19 protein-coding genes are annotated in these 19,356 nt (G+C 43.7%); 9 read left to right on the top strand and 10 right to left on the bottom strand.

What is annotated here, in order from left to right:
* Nucleotides 1-50 precede the first annotated feature (50 nt).
* Entirely contained in the window at nt 51-194 is a 144-nt protein-coding gene (ykgO, locus tag L2W36_RS03385; RefSeq protein ID WP_006070348.1) for a type B 50S ribosomal protein L36, read from the bottom strand.
* Between the two features lie 9 nt (nt 195-203).
* Nucleotides 204-461 carry a type B 50S ribosomal protein L31 gene (locus L2W36_RS03390; RefSeq protein WP_006070349.1) on the bottom strand — a complete coding sequence of 86 codons (258 nt, stop codon included), beginning with the start codon at nt 459-461 and terminating at the stop codon, nt 204-206.
* A gap of 179 nt (nt 462-640) precedes the next feature.
* Between L2W36_RS03390 and L2W36_RS03395 the strand changes: the two genes are divergently transcribed.
* Together L2W36_RS03395 and L2W36_RS03400 are read left to right on the top strand one after the other, a co-directional pair.
* On the top strand, nt 641-1,084 hold the full coding sequence (locus tag L2W36_RS03395; RefSeq protein ID WP_124941471.1) for a DUF2753 family protein: 444 nt from the start codon (nt 641-643) through the stop codon (nt 1,082-1,084).
* Nucleotides 1,085-1,318: 234 nt separating this feature from the next.
* Entirely contained in the window at nt 1,319-1,609 is a 291-nt protein-coding gene (locus L2W36_RS03400) for a hypothetical protein (RefSeq protein WP_006070351.1), read from the top strand.
* A gap of 81 nt (nt 1,610-1,690) precedes the next feature.
* On the opposite strand, the gene L2W36_RS03405 is transcribed toward L2W36_RS03400, so the two are convergent.
* Nucleotides 1,691-2,257, bottom strand: a complete 567-nt coding sequence (locus L2W36_RS03405) for a hypothetical protein (RefSeq protein WP_181359005.1) — start codon at nt 2,255-2,257, stop codon at nt 1,691-1,693.
* Between the two features lie 139 nt (nt 2,258-2,396).
* Nucleotides 2,397-3,995, bottom strand: a complete 1,599-nt coding sequence (locus tag L2W36_RS03410) for an isocitrate lyase (protein WP_236109331.1) — start codon at nt 3,993-3,995, stop codon at nt 2,397-2,399.
* A gap of 173 nt (nt 3,996-4,168) precedes the next feature.
* On the opposite strand from L2W36_RS03410, the gene L2W36_RS03415 reads away from it, so the two are divergent.
* Together L2W36_RS03415 and L2W36_RS03420 are read left to right on the top strand one after the other, a co-directional pair.
* On the top strand, nt 4,169-5,122 hold the full coding sequence (locus L2W36_RS03415) for a LysR family transcriptional regulator (RefSeq protein ID WP_038222008.1): 954 nt from the start codon (nt 4,169-4,171) through the stop codon (nt 5,120-5,122).
* Between the two features lie 113 nt (nt 5,123-5,235).
* Nucleotides 5,236-7,422: a malate synthase G gene (locus L2W36_RS03420; protein WP_236109332.1), complete on the top strand. Its 2,187-nt coding sequence runs from the start codon at nt 5,236-5,238 to the stop codon at nt 7,420-7,422.
* Nucleotides 7,423-7,745: 323 nt separating this feature from the next.
* On the opposite strand, the gene recQ is transcribed toward L2W36_RS03420, so the two are convergent.
* From recQ to L2W36_RS03435, 3 genes are all read right to left on the bottom strand, one after another.
* Nucleotides 7,746-9,878: a DNA helicase RecQ gene (gene recQ / locus L2W36_RS03425; protein ID WP_236109333.1), complete on the bottom strand. Its 2,133-nt coding sequence runs from the start codon at nt 9,876-9,878 to the stop codon at nt 7,746-7,748.
* Between the two features lie 332 nt (nt 9,879-10,210).
* Nucleotides 10,211-11,011 (bottom strand): glucosamine-6-phosphate deaminase, encoded by an 801-nt coding sequence (gene nagB / locus L2W36_RS03430; RefSeq protein ID WP_031493925.1) that lies wholly within the window; start codon nt 11,009-11,011, stop codon nt 10,211-10,213.
* Between the two features lie 270 nt (nt 11,012-11,281).
* Nucleotides 11,282-11,704: an organic hydroperoxide resistance protein gene (locus L2W36_RS03435; RefSeq protein WP_062456143.1), complete on the bottom strand. Its 423-nt coding sequence runs from the start codon at nt 11,702-11,704 to the stop codon at nt 11,282-11,284.
* 105 nt (nt 11,705-11,809) lie between these two features.
* Here L2W36_RS03435 and L2W36_RS03440 point away from each other — a divergent pair, with 105 nt between their 5' ends.
* From L2W36_RS03440 to L2W36_RS03450, 3 genes are all read left to right on the top strand, one after another.
* The gene (locus L2W36_RS03440) at nt 11,810-12,265 is read left to right on the top strand and encodes a MarR family winged helix-turn-helix transcriptional regulator (protein ID WP_031493923.1); all 456 of its coding nucleotides are present in this window, start codon (nt 11,810-11,812) and stop codon (nt 12,263-12,265) included.
* A gap of 6 nt (nt 12,266-12,271) precedes the next feature.
* Complete coding sequence (locus L2W36_RS03445) at nt 12,272-13,186, top strand: LysR family transcriptional regulator (RefSeq protein ID WP_236109395.1); 915 nt, start codon at nt 12,272-12,274, stop codon at nt 13,184-13,186.
* 229 nt (nt 13,187-13,415) lie between these two features.
* On the top strand, nt 13,416-14,333 hold the full coding sequence (locus L2W36_RS03450; RefSeq protein ID WP_038227399.1) for a DMT family transporter: 918 nt from the start codon (nt 13,416-13,418) through the stop codon (nt 14,331-14,333).
* Nucleotides 14,334-14,404: 71 nt separating this feature from the next.
* Here the strand turns inward: L2W36_RS03450 and L2W36_RS03455 are convergent, their stop codons facing one another.
* The gene (locus L2W36_RS03455; protein ID WP_236109334.1) at nt 14,405-15,541 is read right to left on the bottom strand and encodes a glyceraldehyde-3-phosphate dehydrogenase; all 1,137 of its coding nucleotides are present in this window, start codon (nt 15,539-15,541) and stop codon (nt 14,405-14,407) included.
* 388 nt (nt 15,542-15,929) lie between these two features.
* On the opposite strand from L2W36_RS03455, the gene rarD reads away from it, so the two are divergent.
* On the top strand, nt 15,930-16,856 hold the full coding sequence (rarD, locus tag L2W36_RS03460; RefSeq protein ID WP_006070363.1) for an EamA family transporter RarD: 927 nt from the start codon (nt 15,930-15,932) through the stop codon (nt 16,854-16,856).
* Nucleotides 16,857-16,890: 34 nt separating this feature from the next.
* A complete protein-coding gene (gene sigZ / locus L2W36_RS03465; RefSeq protein ID WP_198559383.1) occupies nt 16,891-17,430 on the top strand; it encodes an RNA polymerase sigma factor SigZ in 540 nt (179 codons plus the stop codon).
* 71 nt (nt 17,431-17,501) lie between these two features.
* On the opposite strand, the gene L2W36_RS03470 is transcribed toward sigZ, so the two are convergent.
* Together L2W36_RS03470 and L2W36_RS03475 are read right to left on the bottom strand one after the other, a co-directional pair.
* The gene (locus tag L2W36_RS03470; RefSeq protein WP_006070365.1) at nt 17,502-17,810 is read right to left on the bottom strand and encodes a DUF6482 family protein; all 309 of its coding nucleotides are present in this window, start codon (nt 17,808-17,810) and stop codon (nt 17,502-17,504) included.
* Between the two features lie 195 nt (nt 17,811-18,005).
* Nucleotides 18,006-19,154 (bottom strand): iron-containing alcohol dehydrogenase, encoded by a 1,149-nt coding sequence (locus L2W36_RS03475; protein ID WP_124941467.1) that lies wholly within the window; start codon nt 19,152-19,154, stop codon nt 18,006-18,008.
* Nucleotides 19,155-19,356: the final 202 nt, after the last annotated feature.

A 19,356-nucleotide genomic window follows, 5' to 3' on the forward strand; every position in this document is an offset into this window, starting at 1 on the left:
GGCAGTGAAGTCATCATTCATTGCCCTTTTTTATTACCGATAACTTGCAGTCAGGCTTTCTTCTTCACTTTTCCTTGAACCGCTTTAAATCTTGGGTTGGATTTGCATATTACATAAATACGACCGCGGCGCTTAACGACTTGGCAATCATGGTGGCGCTGTTTAGCACTTTTGAGTGAGCTAAGTACCTTCATTTGTGTTCCTTACTTGTTGGTGGCGACATGGCCGAAGCGGCGATTGAAATTAGCTACTCGTCCTTCTTTATGAATAACTCTTTGTTTTCCTGTGTAATAAGGATGTGATTCCGATGACACTTCAATAGTCATATACGGATAGGTTTTACCATCCTTCCACTCGATAGTTCGGTCTGTTTCCAGCGTTGAGCCAACGATAAAGTACTTGTCTACGCTCGTATCGTGAAAAATAACCTGACGATAATTTGGATGAATATTCGGTTTCATAATACCCCTAATTGTTATGTTATAACATATCAAATGATAATCGTTATCGAATGAAGAATGCAACAGAAATTTCAATAGTGGTCTGTGTGATGACTAATCCATAACAAAGTTACGGTTGATATTTAAATGATAATCAATATCATCTAATTTCTTGGTAAGGAGAGTTGAAGGTTAGACCGATGGATATGAAAAAATGGGAAAGACATACACTGTTAGCCGACGAAGCGGAGAAACAAGGGGAGTTGATGGCAGCGGTCGCCCACTACCAAATCGCGTTGTCTGAATCACAGCAGATGAAATTTGATACATCAGACCTTGAAGAGTTGGAAGATCTGCTGGCGGTTAAAGTAATGTCCTGCCATAACCTTGCTGACTTTTGGCGTGCACAAGGAGACAGTGAGTATGAATTGAAGTACTTACAACTAGCTTCAGAAGAAGTGATGACCTTGTTACCCCAATGCCCGCGCACTAGTTGTGATCGTTTTATCTCTTCGTTGGGGTGTTGTAAGTCTGCATTGGTCGAATTTCTTAAACGTCATCCGAATCCAAAGGTTGCAAATCATATAGCTAACATGCAAACGACAAATGATTGTGAGTTGATCGTGAAGTTTAAAATTCACTGAACGGTTTAAGTTGTCTCTCCTATATGCAATTCTCTTTTAATCTTTGACTACATATGAGATGTGATGATAGTTCGTTGTTCTCAATGCAAAGAAACAACGGCTTATGAAAATGTATCAGTTTGCCTGATGGTACGTGTTTTTTATTGGTCAAAAAAACACCTTATAGTATTCGACATGAGCAGAGTAAAGGAGTATTCGGCTATTCGCTAACGATTAACGTCAAGGGGAATTACCATGAGCAAACTTACTCAAATCATATTGGCTTCGGTCCTTCTTTCACTTTCATCATTCTCATTTGCTAACGAGCAAACGCCGCGACATGGTGAGTATGTTGGTGAAGCGGAAGTATTGGTTAGGAATGTGGTCAGCACAAAAGTAAAAACCTGCCTTTATAAAGGCAGTACCGAAGAGCCCGTAGAGCTTAAATGGGGCAAAACGTTGACCTGTCCAGACTCGATAACCATCAATGGCAATGTGATTCATGAAGGTGATGGGCTTAATACATCAGGCCACAAGCGAATGTAAGGCGAAATCTATGTTCGTTAAATGAAAGAAACCGAGATTTGATATCTCGGTTTCGAAATCTTGGGGGAAAACTAGCAGACGTTATGCTTCAGAAACAACGCTAACACAAGCAAGGCTGACGTCTTGATCGATATAGGCCATGCCGAGCTTATTTAAGTAATCCATTCTATCAGCGGTTCGCAGGTCAATATCGGGACCTTCAATATTGTTGCTTTGATAAATCTGCGCTAAGTGCGCCATAAACCGCTCACCTACGCTCATCATTAGTAGGCTCATCGCCCCCACATCGGGCTTTACTTTGGCACGTTGTTTTTCTGATAAATTCACCGCAAGGACGATAGGTTCTTCTTCACCTTCAAAACGAACGCTGCGGTCTCGAACGGTTTGCTGCGCCCAATAATAAGCCAATTCTTTGCTTTGAGTCAGAAAAACAGGCTCGACAGATTCGGTGTAATTGTTTCCTATCGTTGCCATTGTCTTTTTCGCGGCTTGGTTAAGAGCTTTGTCGCCGGAGCGTTTAAGCCCTTGTCCTTGGATTGAGCTCAGTAGCGCCGATGAGGTGCCGTGGTACCAAACATCACTGGTTGCAAAGCCATCTTGTGATAGTAACTCTTTAGCATCTTGGAGATAGGAAGGAACTGTAGTCATAGGCATTCTCAATAAACATGAATGAATTTAGTCTAACAGAAGTGGAGAGTGAGACTGCGTCTTGGGGCGCAATTCTCACTCTCTAGGTGTGTTATCAATTTACTCTCATAAGTGTGTAGAGAGCAAATCGCCACCTTAATTAGTCGAACTGGTGAGAAGTATTAAGTTCACCGGCTGCTTTCAACGCATTTTCACCTGCAAAGTATTCTTTGTGGTCATCACCCATGTCTGAGCCAGACATGTTTTGGTGTTTCACACAGGCAATACCTTGACGGATTTCTTTACGTTGAACATTTGCTACGTAGCCCAACATGCCTTGCTCACCGAAGTACTCTTTCGCTAGGTTGTCAGTTGACAATGCAGCAGTGTGGTATGTTGGTAGCGTGATTAGGTGGTGGAAGATCCCCGCTTCACGAGAGGCATCCGCTTGGAAAGTGCGAATCTTTTCATCAGCACGCTTAGACAGTTCAGTTTCGTCGTACTCAGCGCTCATTAGGTTAGCGCGCTCGTATGCTGATACATCTTCACCTGCTTCAACCATTGCATCATAAGCTTGCTGACGGAAGTTAAGTGTCCAGTTGAATGATGGTGAGTTGTTATAAACTAGCTTAGCGTTCGGGTGAACTTCACGTACGCCGTCCATCATCTCTTTGATTTGACCAATATGTGGTTTCTCAGTTTCAATCCACAGTAGGTCGGCACCAGCATTAATCGCCTCGATACAGTCAAATACGCAACGGTCTTCACCAGTGCCTTGACGGAATTGATATAGACCTGAAGGTAGACGCTTAGGACGTACCAGCTTACCTTCACGGTTGAAACAAACGTCGCCTTGCTTCATATCTGCTACATCGATCTCTTCCACGTCTAGGTAAGAGTTGTAGATGTCGCCTTGGTCGCCTGGCTCTTTAACTACTGCGATTTCTTTTGTTAGGCCAGCACCTTGTGAGTCAGTACGTGCAACGATAACACCGTTATCGATACCTAGCTCAAGGAAAGCGTAACGTAGTGCACGAAGTTTGGCATGGAAATCAGCGTGAGGTACCGTTACTTTACCGTCTTGGTGACCACATTGTTTCTCATCCGCTACTTGGTTTTCGATTTGAAGACAACAAGCACCAGCTTCGATCATCTGTTTTGCCATTAGGTAAGTTGCTTCTGCGTTACCAAAGCCTGCATCAATATCCGCGATGATAGGCACAACGTGCGTTACGTGATTATCGATTTGGTCTTGAATAGAATCTTGTAGATCCAAATCACCTGCTTCACGAGCAGCATCAAGAGCACGGAATAAACCACCCAGTTCACGAGCATCGGCTTGGCGTAGGAAGGTGTAAAGCTCTTCTACTAAACCAGCAACCGATGTTTTCTCATGCATTGATTGGTCAGGCAGTGGACCAAACTCTGAACGAAGTGCTGCAACCATCCAACCAGAAAGGTATAGGTAGCGACGGTCGGTTTTGCCACCGAAGTGCTTTTTAATAGAAATCAGTTTTTGTTGACCGATGAAACCATGCCAGCAACCCAATGATTGAGTGTACTTAGAACTGTCTTCATCGTAGGCCGCCATATCAGCACGCATAATATCTGCAGTGTATTGCGCGATATCTAGACCCGTTTTGAATTTGTTTTGAGCACGCATGCGAGCAGCAGATTCTGGGTTAATAGCATCCCATGGAGCACCAGCAGCGCGTTTTGCAACTTCTATCATTTCGATATCTTGAGTGATTTGCGACATAACTATTCCTTAGTTTCACGTTGGATATTATTGGCCAAATGGCTTAGTCGTCTTTCTCCAAGGGCTTCATGTTTTAGATTGGACGACCCGTTTAATTTGTTGTTATGGACAAATCGTAGCCGCATGTGTGATAATTTTGTTAATTTATAGTTATTATATTCGGTATTTTTTATATGAATATTGCTCGTATAGACCTTAATTTACTTGTGTATTTAGACATGTTGCTACGGGAAAGAAATGTCACCAGAGCAGCAAATCAGTTGGGTATTACCCAACCCGCAATGAGTAATGGTTTACGCCGATTACGTGATCTGTTTGAAGATCCGTTGTTGGTTAGAACGAGCGAGGGAATGATACCGACAGAGCGTGCGCAAAAGCTGCAACCAGTGATTCGTAATATCTTGGCAAACGTTGAAAAGACACTACAGCCGACCACTGAATTCCATGCCGATGACAGTGAGCGGGTGTTTCGCATAATGGCTAGTGACTATGCGGAATCCACCATTATTCAACCTTTGCTTAAGCGGCTAAGTGAAATAGCGCCGAAAATCCGTCTAGATATCATGACGCCTAGTGATGTTAGCTACCAAGATGTAGAGCAAGGAACGGTGGATATCATCATCAACCGCTTTGATGATATTCCTCAGTCATTCCACCAAATGAGCTTATGGCATGACGGGTTCTCATGCTTATTCAGTTGCGATAACCCGATTGCAGATAATTTTGACTTATTGTCGTATTTGAAAGCGCAACACATTTGGGTAAGTAAAACCGGGATGGGGACTGGGGTTGGGATTAATCCAAGTGAAGCACAAAAGCTTGGTTGGATTGATGAAGCGCTGATGCGTATTGGTAAGACCCGCAACATTACGGTGTTCACTCGACACTATTTGTCGGCCATCCTATTTGCCCAGCAGAAAAACTTGATCCTTACCATTCCAACCAAAGCGGCGCAGCTTCAGCGTCATAATCCTAAGCTTCTGATAAAGCCAGCACCATTTGCGATTGAGCCTTTTGAAGTGAAGATGGCATGGAGCCCACTTTTGCAAAGTAATCCGGATCACCAATGGATGAGACGCTTGATTAAGAGTGTGGCAAACGAGTTAGAAAGTGGTGTAACAGAGTAGTGAAATTGGGTATTTATTATGTGAATGTTCACTATAAATGGCATAAATTAGCTAAATTTTCGTCTGTTACGTAAATTTATTGAATAGTCATCGATTAATTCGAGAGAGATTTTATGAGCAATCGTATTCAACAGGGAAGCTTGAACATTGATAGCACCCTCTACCAATTCGTTAATGAACAGGTGATGCCTGGCACTGGCATTAATGCTAACGACTTTTGGCAATCTTTTGAGTCCATTCTTAAAGACTTAGCGCCTAAAAACCGCGCGCTGTTAATTAAGCGTGATGATCTACAGCATCAGATTGACGCTTGGCACCAAGAGCGGGCTGGGCATGCAATAGATGCAACAGAATACAAACAGTTCCTACAAGAGATTGGTTATCTAGTACCAGAAGGCGATGACTTCCAAGTCACCACTGCCAGTGTTGAACCTGAGATTGCAACGCAAGCAGGTCCTCAGTTGGTTGTTCCTATTATGAATGCTCGCTTTGCCTTGAATGCTGCTAATGCTCGTTGGGGAAGTCTTTACGACGCGCTTTATGGAACAGACGTCATCAGTGAAAATGATGGTGCAGAGAAAGGTGGAAGCTTTAATCCGGTTCGTGGAGCAAAAGTGGTGGCTTATGCCCGAGAGTTTCTTGATGAAGCAGCACCGCTAAATGGTGTCTCTCATAAAGACGTGACTAAATACAGTATCAGCAACGTCAGTATCGGCAATACGTTAACCGCAACGTTGGAAAACGGTGAGGAAGTTACGTTGATCGACAGTGATCAGTTCATTGGATACCAAGGGGATGCAAGCGCACCATCTTGCATCTTGTTGAAGCATAATAATCTGCATATTGAGATTCAAATCGATCCGACAGCTCCTATTGGAAGTGTTGATGCCGCGGGTATCAAGGACGTGCTGGTGGAAGCGGCACTGACTACGATTATGGATTGCGAAGATTCAGTAGCTGCAGTGGATGGTGAAGACAAAGCGCTTGCCTATCGAAACTGGTTAGGGCTGATGAAAGGCGATCTACAAGAATCGCTTGAGAAAAATGGTAAAACCATTGTTCGTAGTCTCAATCCCGACCGTCACTATACTAGCGTGTCAGGCGGAGAAATTTCGCTCAAAGGCCGCAGTATGTTGTTTATACGAAATGTGGGCCACTTAATGACGAACCCGGCTATTATTGATGCGCAAGGTAATGAAGTGCCTGAAGGTATCATGGATGGCATGATTACATCGTTAATTGCAATGCATGACTTGAAAGGCAACAGCCAGTATCAAAACTCAACCGCTAACAGCATTAATATCGTTAAGCCTAAGATGCACGGCCCTGAAGAAGTAGCATTTACCAATGAACTGTTTGGTCGTATTGAAGATGCCCTCGGTTTAGAGAGATACACCATCAAAGTTGGCATTATGGATGAAGAGCGCCGTACGTCGGTTAACTTGAAAGAGTGTATCCGCGCTGCGAAAGATCGTGTGGTGTTTATTAACACTGGGTTCTTAGACCGAACTGGTGATGAAATTCATACCAGTATGGAAGCTGGCCCCTTCGCTCCTAAAGCACAGCTGAAGAGTATGACTTGGATTGGTGCATACGAAGATCAAAACGTTGACCTTGGTCTTGCCTGTGGATTGCAAGGTAAAGCACAGATCGGTAAAGGGATGTGGCCTGAGCCTGATAATATGGCCAAGATGATGGAAGCTAAAATTAGTCACCCTCAAGCTGGTGCTAATACCGCTTGGGTTCCATCACCAACAGCGGCAACACTCCATGCGCTGCACTACCATAAAGTGAGTGTGCCTAGCCGCCAAAAAGAATTACGCGAGCGAGTTCGAGCGAATGTGGACGACATCTTGACGATTCCGTTGCTAGGCAATCAAAAGTTGACGGCGAAAGATATCCAAAGCGAGCTAGATAACAATACGCAAGGTATCTTAGGTTATGTTGTACGCTGGGTTGACCAAGGTGTTGGCTGTTCTAAGGTACCGGATATCAACGATATTGGCCTGATGGAAGACAGAGCGACACTACGTATCTCTAGCCAACATATCGCCAACTGGCTACGTCACGGCATTTGTAATGAGGCGCAGGTTATGAAAACCATGAAGCGCATGGCTGCGGTTGTTGATGAGCAAAATGCAGGTGACCCTAACTACAAAAATATGGCGCCTGATTTTGAAAGTAGCATTGCGTTTTCAGCCGCATGCCAGCTTGTATTTGAAGGCTGTGCACAACCTAATGGTTACACGGAGCCTGTTCTTCATGCGATGCGCTTGAAGCTAAAAGCAACCCAACACTAAACAATCAACTATAAAAAATACACCCACAATTAAACCGAGCCCAAGGTGCCGCGCTTTAGAGCGCGGTTTTTTTTATCTTGCGATAAAGGGTTTTGAACGTCGGGTGGAAAAATGACAGATAAAAAAACACCGAGAACATAGTCTCGGTGTGAAAGATAGTAATAGTAAACTCGGGAGGGCTGAGTCTCCCAATACAAAAATCTTAAGGATCGTTGGCTACATAGTGATGTAGAAACAGTTTGATCATATATTCACCACTCCTATTGGAACATTAGACTAAAGTGGTAAAGCGAATAGCAAACTTGAAAACTGATTTTTCATTTTTATTTCACAGAATTTTTTGCGTTTGATGAGATTTTTGCTACTACACACTTCAAAACCGCATAGTCGTAGTTCTGATCGAAGTGCTCATAGAGCGGCTTGAGTTTGAAATCTTGTAATGTATTTAAGCTAATTGCCGCTGTTGTGATGGTATCAAACTCTGCCTCACTAATATCGACGACCTGTTCGAGTTGGCAGGCATTGATTTCTATCGCTTTGGCTAAATGAGCCAATACCGTTGCTAGTTTTATATTCCGCTCAGTCGCAATCTGGTCAGGCGTTAATCCTTGTTGAAGTCGTGTCAGTGACTCAAGCTCAGTCTCATTTAAGATGATTTCTTGCTCTGTTTTGGGTTCGATAGCATCAATAAAGCGCTGACCATATTTACTGATTTTAGTCTCGCCAAAACCTGAGATTTGATGCAGCTCGTCAAGTTGTTGAGGTCTCTCAATCGATAGCGCTTCTAGTGTCGCGTCGCTACAAATGATATAGGCCGGAACTTGTTGCTCTGTCGCTAAGGATGAGCGCACCTGTTTTAATACATCAAACTGTTTGATGTCTCCTGTTGAAAGTCCAGTACGGCGACCTTTAGTACTAGAGCGAGCTTTTGAACTAGAACTACGAAGCTTTCGTAATTGGATGGGGGCTTCACCTTTCAAGTATGGTCGACAATGTTCGGTCAAGCGGAGACTGCCATGATCGCCGTGTACTTCCAGCAGGTTCATGGCAAGCAACTGACGAAACACGCCTTGCCACTGCTTCGCATTTAGTTCGGTGCCGATACCGAACGTAGAGACGTTATGGTGCTGGTTCTGTTCAATTCTTTGGTCTGACTTGCCAAGTAGAATATTAATTAAATAGCTAGCACCAAAGCGTTGATCGGTACGAAACACGGTAGAAAGTGCTTTTTGAGTCGCTTTGAGTCCATCCCAAGTCTCGGGTGGTGTAAGGCAGTTATCACAGTTACCGCACGGCTGTTCCAGTGATTCTCCAAAATAAGCCAAGAGTGCTTGGCGGCGACAAGTGGCAAGGTCGCAGTAGCCTAGCAGTGCATTGAGTTTTTGAATGGAAGTAAATTTGAATTGCTCCGAAGCGTCGGAGTTTTGCACCATTTGGCGTTGTAATACCATATCTTGCATGCCAAATGCCATCCAGGCATTGGCTGGCTGTCCATCACGTCCGGCACGTCCTGTTTCTTGATAATAGGCTTCGATACTCTTCGGCAGACTTAAGTGTCCAACAAAACGTACATTAGGCTTATCAATCCCCATACCAAACGCAATCGTGGCAACTATGATGATGCCATCTTCTCGTAAGAACCTTTGTTGATTCAACGCTCGCTGATCCGCAGACATACCCGCATGATAAGGGAGGGCAACTTTACCTAACTCATTGAGCCATTGAGCTGTTTCTTCCACCTTTTTTCGGGACAGGCAATAGATAATACCTGCATCTTCTGGATGATGAGCTTGGATAAATGACCAGAGTTCTTGCTTGGCATTACTAAGGTCTGAGACGTGGTATTGAATGTTTGGTCTATCGAAACTGTGAACAAAGACCTCGGCGTTCTCCAAGGCCAGCTGTTCGATAATTTCTTGCTGTGTCCGACTATCCGCAGTCGCGGTAAGTGCTATTCGTGGAACAGAAGGAAAGCGCTGCTTTAGGACATCTAGCTTTTGGTATTCAGGACGAAAGTCGTGTCCCCATTGGCTAACGCAGTGTGCTTCATCAATGGCAAATAATGATAAATGGCACTGCTCTAGCAGACTAAGCGTTCGCTCCAGCATCAGTCGTTCTGGAGCTACATACAAAATATCGATATCGCCAGATCTTAGCTGTTGTTCGACAATCTGCTGATCATAGGGCGTTAAAGTTGAGTTTAAATATGCGGCTTTTACACCTATCTGATGAAGGGCATCGACTTGGTCTTGCATCAAAGCAATGAGTGGTGACACAACAATCCCAACCCCTTGCCGCAAAATGGCAGGGATCTGATAACAGATCGATTTACCGCCTCCAGTAGGCATTAAGGTCAGTACATCGTTTCCTGATATAAGAGTGTTGATGATGGACTCTTGCTGATGACGGAACTCATCATAACCAAAAAGGGATTTGAGTAATTGTTGTGGAGTCATTGGTTTGGCTATATTCGGATAGGTCGACACAGTTTCTCAATCGTGACGATCGTTTTCAAGCGCAGTCTGTTGTCACTTGAGGTTACTCGGGTTAACTCAATGAAAGGATGCAATAAAAGTTGTAGTCGATGGTTTAGAAATCAAAAAAACGGATTAAGTAGGAAAGAAGGGGAAGAAGAGATAGTCGGGCTTAGCTTGGCATATAAGCCCGACTTATACGGAGCTTTGGAATACGTTAGCACTCCATTGCTAGTCACTTTTTGTTGCAAGTGACGTCTTTTTAGAACAAAGGGTAACAAAAAAGTTCCATTACCCTTGTTCAAAAAGTTGGTTTATAGACCTTTGATGTTCTCAACTTCAAGTTCGTTGAAGTAGCGAACAGTCTTCACTTTAAGCTCTTGCTGAGCTGCATCGTCAGCAACGATGATCGCTTTGCGGTGCATTTGAAGTGCTGTCACTGTCCACATGTGATTTACAGAACCTTCAACTGCCATTTGTAGAGCAAGTGCTTTGTTGTGACCTAGAGTTAGGATCATTACTTCTTCAGCATCTAGAAGAGTCGCCACACCGATAGTTAGTGCGTACTTAGGTACTTGATTGATATCGTTATCGAAGAAACGAGAGTTAGCGATACGAGTATCTTCTGTCAGAGTTTTGATACGAGTACGAGATGCTAGAGAAGAACCTGGCTCATTGAATGCGATATGACCATCAATACCCACACCACCCATGAATAGGTTGATCTTGCCGTATGAACGAATCTTTTCTTCGTACGCAGCACAGTGAGCATCGATGTCATCAGCAAGACCGTCAAGAAGGTTGATGTTCTCTTCTTGGATGTCTACATGATTGAAGAAGTTGTTGTACATGAACGAACGGTAAGATTCTGGGTGCTCAGGGTCGATACCAACGTACTCATCCATGTTGAAAGTAACAACGTTTTTGAAGCTTACTTCACCAGCGTTGTATAGTGCGATCAGCTCTTTGTATGTAGAAAGAGGTGTTCCACCAGTTGGCAAACCTAGAACAAATGGTTTTTCAGCAGTTGGTTGGAATGCATTGATACGCTCTGCGATATGGCGTGCTGCCCACTTACCTACTTGTTCTGCGTTTTGTAATGGAATAAGTCTCATGTTGATCCCCTAATAATAGAATTTAGTTTGTTCTGAAACATTAATTCGCATTATAAAATAAGTTTTTCGAGTCGGCTATTACTTTTCTGTGAATTTTGCGATTTTTCTTGATCGGGATCGCTTTTCATTAGCTTTATGTCGACAAAATCGACAAAGTGAAAGGGATGAAAGTTAAAAATTTCGATAGGTAAATAAAGTGGTTACAACACGTAAGCTAGGTCATTTTTGAGGGGAAAAGCGAAGAGGGCGCGATGCACCCTCTAGAATTCTTTAGATAGCTTGACCGTTTGCAGTAACTGCAACATCGACATTGCCTCGTAGAGCGTTTGAATATGGGCATACTTGGTGTGCAACACGAACCAGTTCAATAGCAGCGGCATCTTCCATATCTAATGTCACATCAAGCGCAACATCCAAAACAAACCCGCCTTGTTCGTTTGCTTTTAATGCAACCGTTGCCTTTGTCGGCGCTGCTTTTAGGCTAAGCTTCTGCTGCTGAGCAACATGAAGGATTGCGTTCGAAAAACACGCTGAATAACCAGCAGCAAAAAGCTGTTCTGGGTTAGTCGCCGTTCCCGTGCCGCCAAGTGCTTTAGGATATGACAATGCAAGATCTAATAGACCGTCATCTGTAGTCACTTGTCCGTTACGTCCAGCAAGAGCGGTAGCAGAAGTTGTATAAAGTGCAGACATGATTCATTCCTTATGTATTAATAATGATTGTGTGTAATTAGATTGTGCGCAAATCATATTGCCAAATAAGAGTGATTGCAAGTATATTGTGCGCAATATAAATAAATGGTTTGGAAAGATATGAAGTTCGACCAGCTAGAGTCATTAGATATCGATAAGCAAGTTTGCTTTGCACTGTATAGCGCAAGCAATGCGTTGACGCGTGCTTATCGACCAATTTTGGAACAGATTGACCTGACATATCTGCAATACATGACCATGCTTGTATTGTGGAAGAAAGCCCCGATGAACGTTAAAGACATTGGTGCAGACTTGAAGTTGGATTCTGGAACGCTAACTCCTTTACTTAAAAGACTTGAACAGAAAGGGCTTGTGGAGAGAAAACGCAGTGAAACAGACGAGCGTGCGAGAATGATTACTGTCACAGAACAGGGCTTTGCTCTGCGTGACAAAGCCATGTCAGTCCCAAACTCCATTGCATGTAAGGCTCAATTGGACCTGGAAGACGCGCTGACATTGAAACGAATCTGTGAGCAATTAACCAATAACCTAATGGATTAGTACTTGATGGATATCGAAGGATTATCAAAAGTAGGCTTTAAGCACCTTCTGGCGCTTCATGTCATGCTTGACACAAGCAGTGTCACCAAATCAGCAGAAGTACTGTCGGTTACGCCATCCAGTGTGAGCAAAACCATCACTCAGTTACGTGAAATATTAGACGATGAATTGTTCTACCGTGATGGTTCTCAACTCACGCCAACCCCTTATGCCGTAAAAATCGCGCCATTGATTCACTCTATGCTGGCAAGTATGAACGGTTTATTGAACCAAACACGATTTGAACCAAACTCATTTGAAGGCCGATTCAGCCTATCGATGAGAGAAAGCACTTTTGAGTTGTTCGCGCATTCCTTGGCGCGGCTGACCATAGAGTGCACGCCAAAGGCCAAACTCCAAATCATGACAAAGGCTCGATTTGGCTTCGACGCTTTGCACAGTGGCCAAGTAGATTTCATTATTCTCCCTCACGATGTGAGCCAAGCCCCAACCAATACCAAAGAGTTGATTTGGGAAGTGATTCTGGAAGATGAATTGGTTTGCCTAATGTCTTCTGACAACCCGTTAGCAGGACGTGAACTGACAATTGATGATTACCTAAATAGTCAGCATATCGGTATTTCAGATGCCGAACTTAATCGCCCTTATTTTGAGCAGACTCTACGCCAGAAATATCGCGCTAGAGATGTAAAAGTGAATGTTTCAGACTTTGGTGCGGCAGCTGTACTGTGTCATCAATCCAATTTGCTGTTTACTTGCTCTAAAAAATGGGCCGATATTGCGCTTCAAGCAAAAGGATTGGTAGCAAACCCCTTGCCTTTTGAATACGGTAAGGTGGCATACAGTTTGGTGTGGAACCGAGCTAGCATTAACGATCATGCCATCGCATGGCTATGTAATTATCTTCGAAATCTCGCTTAACCCTTAGCTGCTTGTTTATGAAAACCGTATTGGCAGTTGCATATTGATAGGTGATGAAATAGTCTGTTATTTCATCACTAAGGAAATTCATATGTTTGCACAGTCTAACTACCTCTGGCTTCTACTCGATATACCAGTAGCTCGGTAGGTTTTTCTGTGCCTGGCTACGAGTAAAGCGTAGCCAGTCCACACCGCTTATTCTCGTAGCCTTTATTGAAAGGGAGTAAGAATGAGCAACGCGATAGAATCATCCCAAACGTCATCGAAGCCCCAATATGTTAAAGGGTTAATGTTCGCTTTATCTGGAGCGGCGCTTTTCTCACTCAAGCCGATATTGATTAAAATCGCTTTTCAATATGGTGGCGATGCTACAACCATCATGTCGTTGCGCGCATTTAGCTCGCTGCCTTTTTATTTATTGGTGCTTTGTATTCTTTGTCGTTCAGCGGAAAAGCGCCAGCACGTTAGACGTCATGGGTGGCAAGCCGCATTAGTAGGCGTTTTAGGTTACTACGTTGCCAGTTATCTAGATATAGCCGCATTGGAGTACATCAGTGCTCAACTCGAACGGTTACTTATATTCCTATTCCCCAGCTTCGTGGTGCTATTTTCTTGGGTATTTTTGGGACAAGCGCCGTCCAAGCTTGTGCTTAAAGCCGTTGGTATAGGGTATTTAGGTATTGGTTTTATTATCGCTCACGACTTACAGTCTTTTGGCGGAGAAGTATGGAAGGGGAGTGGCTTGGCTATAGCATCGGCCATCGTGTTTGCCGCTTACTTAATGTTAAGTAAAAACATCATAAGTAAGATAGGAAGCGAGCTGTTTACCAGTATTGGTATGGGTAGCGCCGGATTAGCGATCCTAGTGCATTTGTCCTTATCAGGGATTAGTCCGAGTGACTGGTCGTTTCCTCTAATTTTGCTGGGTATTATATTAGGAATCTTCTGCACAGTGCTTCCCTCTTACCTTATCGCAGCTGGAATGGCACGACTAACCGCGACCGAATTGAGTGTCACCTCAAATATAGGTCCCGGCATTACGGCATTAGCGGCGGTGTTTGTTCTAGGTGAGGCATTTACTGTCTATCACGCCGTTGGGTTATGCTTAGTACTGTACTCGGTATACAGTATGAAACAGGCAAACTAAGATATCACTGTGGCTAGATTGGTTACCCAACTAGCCACATCTAGCCACATTAGACATAGCGGAGGAAAGGTTTATTTCCATGCGCTACCGAACTGAATATAGGTTGTCCACTCTTCAGGTCCTTTTGCGACGTCGATACCCATACGCAAACCAAGCTGACGGGCAAGCAAGTATCGAAAACCGGCACCTTGGGTATAATATACTTTGCTTCTAGAGATGCTTTCATCATAATTGAATGCAGTACCTGCACCAGCAAATCCAAGAATCGTCCAGCGATTATCAATGTCATAGCTCAGTTCGATTTCACCCAAGGCTGTATTGTCGCCACGATAACGCATTGCTGCTATGCCTCTCATTTCAATAAATGGTTTGGCGTACACTTCTGCTCGTGGGTCAACGTTGTCCGAAATAGATTTTACATCTGCGCGCAGGCCTAGCCCCCATTGTGATGAAAGTCTCGAGTAGTTGAGGAAATAAGCATTGTATTTTTGGTAGTCAAATTGACCCCCGAAGGCTTTTCTATGGTAATCCAGTTTGATACCCGCTTTAGTCCCTTCTCTTGGGGAAAACTGGTTGTTGCGACTATCGTACATCGCTCGAATGCCCACTCGTCCATCTCTAGAGTTTAATGCTAGCTCACTCAATTGGTCGAAGGTCGATGTCGAAGACATATAGCTGTAAGCGCCACCAAGGAAGAAGTTTGACTCTCCTAATCGAAAATCAATCTCCTGAAAGAAATACAATCCTTTTAAACTTAGATCGAGAGGGGTATCTTGTTCGTACATTTTCAAGTTGAACTGTGCGCCAAACAAACCGCCAAGATAACGGATTTTGTCGTTACGCCAGTTGCCAGAATGAAAACCACCATAAAGATGGGAGCCGTTGCTTGTTCCAAGCGCCATCAACCCGGAAGCACTGGCTGGAATATCTTCAACTTTTTCACCGGCCAAGCGTTTCGCTTTACGTTCGTCTGATTCGTGGAAGAAAAGCAACGCTGCACCACCACCGACGCCAACTGCTGGGTCAGTGACTGTAAGGGGAACTGGCAAAAAACCAGCGGCGTTATCCAAGATAAATTGGCTGCCATCCAGTCTGCCGTCCGTAGGGTCGATAAAACTGTCCATCATTCCCGCACTGGTGTTTTTTGAAATGAAAACAAGTGGTAGTGACAGTAAAGCGAATAGGTAGGTTCTATTGGGTATTTGCATGTTTTGTTACTTAGTTAGGCCTATTAGGTGAAAGTTGACTCCCTATTTTTCCTTTATTCTATAAAGGATTCTGGTCTTCCTAAGTCAGATTTGTGTAGTTTAACGATGAATGAGTAAATACTCCAACTGCCATCTATTCGAATGCTTTATGAGTCTTAGTTGGACATTAGAAGGTTTACTCTAGTGGCCTTGAGACTGTGCTCTAATTGAATCAATAAATTCTAGTGGGCTGAGTAGAGCAAGAAAGGAAGCAAAAGATATAAAGTAGTGATAATTATCACAGCAAACAGTGCATAAAAAGTGAATCAGACATCGAAAAATCCTATATAAAATAGGCTCAAAATGCGGTAATGTCCGCGTGTTATTCCTAACAAATAAAAAGCGTCCAATGATTAATAAGTTCTTAAGCTTGTCCGACACAGCGAAGGGGATTAGCGCGTCGATTTTAGCCTCATGCTTGTTTGGCTTATTGCCTCTTTATGTTCAATTTCAGCCCGAGTTAGAAGCATTTAATGTTGCGGGAGGCGAAGGGCATTGGATCGCGGCACAGCGTATTATCTGGAGCGTGCTTGTTGTGCTCTTGTTTCTTACACTGAGCCGAAGAATTGGTATGCTTTTTAGCGCGCTAAAGCAAGTCAACCGCTGGCATCGGTATTTGTTCTCTGCGTTACTCGTTGGACCGCAATACTGGATTTTTGTTTGGGCACCTCTATATGGGGAGACCTTGTCAGTCGCCTTAGGCTACTTCTCTCTACCTTTAGTGCTGGTGGTGGTTGGGCGATTTGTTTATGGCGATAGACTGACACCGCTACAAACTCTGGCTTGCTGTGTGGCTGGTGCCGGGGTGATATACGCTTATATGATGGCTGAAGGGTTATCGTGGATAGTGCTTTTGATTGCGCTTGGCTATCCAGTTTATTTCGTTCATAGGAGGACTTTGGGTGTCAAAAGCGATGTTGGTTTTGCGCTCGATAATTTATTCCTGTTGCCCTTTGCGTTAGGGGCCACACTCTATCTTCAACCGTGGAGTTATATCCAGCAATTGGATGCATCGGTTTGGATTTACTATGTTGGCTTGGCGGTAGCTGGCTCAGTTCCTATGTTGCTCTTTTTGTTTGCGTCACAGTCTTTATCTATGTCGCTCTTTGGCTTGTTAGGGTATGTTGAACCTGTTTTAGTATTCTGTGTAGGACTACTGTTAGGGGAGCGTGTGGCTGCGAGTGATATGCCGACGTATTTATTGGTGATGGTTGCTTTACTAATATTAGCCATAGATGGATTAAAACGCGCCCGTTCTCACGGCGCCGTGAAATAATCAGTTTACCAAGTATTAGCATAGAGAATTGATGATGTTAGAAAAGATTTGGTCAGAATATCAATCAGGCTTGCGAAACTTCTTGAGAAGTAAGATTTCCAACGAATCGGATGCGGAAGATGTGCTGCAGGAAATTTTGATAAAAACGTATCAGAATCTCGATAAGCTACAGAACCCAGACAGCATCAAATCTTGGCTATTCCAAATCGCTAATCGTTCCGTAATCGATTTCTATCGAGCAAATGGTAAAGCTTCTTTGGCAGAGGGAGAAACCTTGTGGCACGAAAGCTCAGAAGAAGATGCCAAGCAACAACTCGCGAGTTGTATTCAGCCATTGATGAGCTCATTGTCTGATTCTTCGGCCGAGCTTTTACAGTCGATAGATATTGAGGGTAAGTCGCAGAAAGAAGTCGCTGAGGAACTAGGTGTTAGTTACTCAACACTGAAGTCGCGAGTGCAAAAAAGTCGCACAGAATTGAAAACTGTGTATGAGCAATGCTGCCGTTTCTCCTTTGACTCGCAAGGCGCTGTCATGGATTACGAAGCGAAACAGTCGAAATGTAATAAGTGTTAGGTATTCAGTCTCAATTGAATTCAGTGCAGTGCCGATTGCCTGGCACTGCACCCTACTTTATTCGCGAGATATTACATTACCGAGCTAAAACTTCCCAAGGGCACTTCTAAAGTGTTTTCACCCACTCTAATCGGGCTTCCAATCATTTCGTCATACGCATTATCTTGTCTTAGAACCACTTCTTTTGCCTCAATGTTGTGGCACAATCTGCGCATATCAACGATATTGTGGCTGCGTATCAGTCGCCCATTTTCTTCAGTAATGTAGTGTTCGTCACCATCAATAATCACCGATGCTTGATATAGCGACATTTCAAGTGAGTGTATGACCAACTTATCAAACTGAGCAAACTGTTCCAAAGCGCTTAATTTTGTGTTCATGCTAACTCCTCCTTGCTAGACAAATCTCATACGATGCTAGTTGGTAAATTGTTCAAATAATGGTCTAGTAGGCTTTGGGTACATCAGGTTGAGAAGGTGTTTGTTAGTGATTTTTAATTTGGTTTACAATGTAAATGCAAGGCGTAGCAGGGATGCTATGCCTTGTATCTATGGTTTGTGACTACTTCAATTCTCCTACCATGCCGCTTGGAATATTTCCGCGATTTCTTGTTTAGTCGCCTGACGAGGATTGGTTAAACAGCAAACATCATTCAGTGTACTTTCTGATAGTTTATCAATATCACCTTGGTTAACGCCTAGTTCTGCTAACGTCGCAGGAATGTTAACCTTTCTTGCAAGCTCATCCATCGCTTCAATTGCCAGCTCAGCTGCCTCCTCTGTCGTTAATCCATGAACCTCTTTGCCCATTGCTTGCGCAATATCGACGAATTTTTCAGGGTTAGCCGTGAGATTAAAACGTTGAACATGAGGAAGGAGTACGGCATTACAAATACCATGTGGAAGGTGATAAGTTGCCCCTAACTGATGAGCCATCGCATGTACGTAGCCAAGAAGCGCGTTGTTAAATGCGATACCTGCCATAAACTGAGCGTAAGCCATCAGCTCCCGAGCTTTGAGGTTACTTCCGTTGCTGACGCACGTTGGCAAATGTTTGTTAATCAGCTCAATTGCTTTTAATGCAACCGTGTCTGTGATCGGGTTCGCGGCAACTGAGACGTAAGCTTCAATAGCGTGAGTAAGTGCATCCATGCCTGTTGCAGCGGTCAGTGAGCTCGGCATGGCAAGCATTAACTCAGGGTCGTTGACCGAAATCAATGGGGTTACCTTTTGATCAACGATCGCCATTTTGATTTGTCTGCTTTCATCCGTGATGACACTAAACATCGTCATCTCAGAAGCGGTACCAGCTGTGGTATTAATCGCAACTAAGGGGAAGGGTGATTTGCGTGCTTTGTTAATTCCCTCATAGTCGGTGATTTTGCCACCATTAGTTGCGACCAAGGCGATACCTTTCGCACAATCATGAGGTGAGCCACCACCAACAGAAATAATAAGATCACAATCATTGTCTACTAACGTAACTAGACCTTGTTCTACATTGTCGATGGTAGGGTTAGGCTGTGTTCCATCGTAAATGGTAAAAGATATGCCTTTGGCGGCGAGTTGATCAGTAATCGTTGCCACTAGGCCAATTTGAGTTAAAACGGTATCCGTCACTATCAGTGCTTTATTGAAGCCTTGCTGGTGAATGGTATCAACGGCTTGAGACAAACAACCGCTGCCTAACAAATTGGTAGAGGGAAGGATAATAGAACTGCTCATTTGAATGCTCCTTGCTATTCGACCTGATGTATATGATGGCGAGAAGCTAACATGGGTAAGAGTAAGTTCTTATGATGTAAATCAATGGGTTAGTATGAAGTAAAATTAGTGCGAATAATGTACTAAACCTTTTAAAACAATTGGTTAAGACTTTTTGGTGAAGTGATTTATCGCTATTTGTGGTAATGAGCACCTTGAGCTA

This window comes from Vibrio sp. McD22-P3 (assembly GCF_021568915.1).
GTDB lineage: Bacteria > Pseudomonadota > Gammaproteobacteria > Enterobacterales > Vibrionaceae > Vibrio > Vibrio mediterranei.

Coding starts and splice junctions, on each gene's coding strand:
- ykgO (WP_006070348.1), bottom strand. CDS start 194: ATGAAGGTACTTAGCTCACTCAAAAGTGCTAAACAGCGCCACCATGAT.
- L2W36_RS03390 (WP_006070349.1), bottom strand. CDS start 461: ATGAAACCGAATATTCATCCAAATTATCGTCAGGTTATTTTTCACGAT.
- L2W36_RS03395 (WP_124941471.1), top strand. CDS start 641: ATGGATATGAAAAAATGGGAAAGACATACACTGTTAGCCGACGAAGCG.
- L2W36_RS03400 (WP_006070351.1), top strand. CDS start 1,319: ATGAGCAAACTTACTCAAATCATATTGGCTTCGGTCCTTCTTTCACTT.
- L2W36_RS03405 (WP_181359005.1), bottom strand. CDS start 2,257: ATGACTACAGTTCCTTCCTATCTCCAAGATGCTAAAGAGTTACTATCA.
- L2W36_RS03410 (WP_236109331.1), bottom strand. CDS start 3,995: ATGTCGCAAATCACTCAAGATATCGAAATGATAGAAGTTGCAAAACGC.
- L2W36_RS03415 (WP_038222008.1), top strand. CDS start 4,169: ATGAATATTGCTCGTATAGACCTTAATTTACTTGTGTATTTAGACATG.
- L2W36_RS03420 (WP_236109332.1), top strand. CDS start 5,236: ATGAGCAATCGTATTCAACAGGGAAGCTTGAACATTGATAGCACCCTC.
- recQ (WP_236109333.1), bottom strand. CDS start 9,878: ATGACTCCACAACAATTACTCAAATCCCTTTTTGGTTATGATGAGTTC.
- nagB (WP_031493925.1), bottom strand. CDS start 11,011: ATGAGACTTATTCCATTACAAAACGCAGAACAAGTAGGTAAGTGGGCA.
- L2W36_RS03435 (WP_062456143.1), bottom strand. CDS start 11,704: ATGTCTGCACTTTATACAACTTCTGCTACCGCTCTTGCTGGACGTAAC.
- L2W36_RS03440 (WP_031493923.1), top strand. CDS start 11,810: ATGGTTTGGAAAGATATGAAGTTCGACCAGCTAGAGTCATTAGATATC.
- L2W36_RS03445 (WP_236109395.1), top strand. CDS start 12,272: ATGGATATCGAAGGATTATCAAAAGTAGGCTTTAAGCACCTTCTGGCG.
- L2W36_RS03450 (WP_038227399.1), top strand. CDS start 13,416: ATGAGCAACGCGATAGAATCATCCCAAACGTCATCGAAGCCCCAATAT.
- L2W36_RS03455 (WP_236109334.1), bottom strand. CDS start 15,541: ATGCAAATACCCAATAGAACCTACCTATTCGCTTTACTGTCACTACCA.
- rarD (WP_006070363.1), top strand. CDS start 15,930: ATGATTAATAAGTTCTTAAGCTTGTCCGACACAGCGAAGGGGATTAGC.
- sigZ (WP_198559383.1), top strand. CDS start 16,891: ATGTTAGAAAAGATTTGGTCAGAATATCAATCAGGCTTGCGAAACTTC.
- L2W36_RS03470 (WP_006070365.1), bottom strand. CDS start 17,810: ATGAACACAAAATTAAGCGCTTTGGAACAGTTTGCTCAGTTTGATAAG.
- L2W36_RS03475 (WP_124941467.1), bottom strand. CDS start 19,154: ATGAGCAGTTCTATTATCCTTCCCTCTACCAATTTGTTAGGCAGCGGT.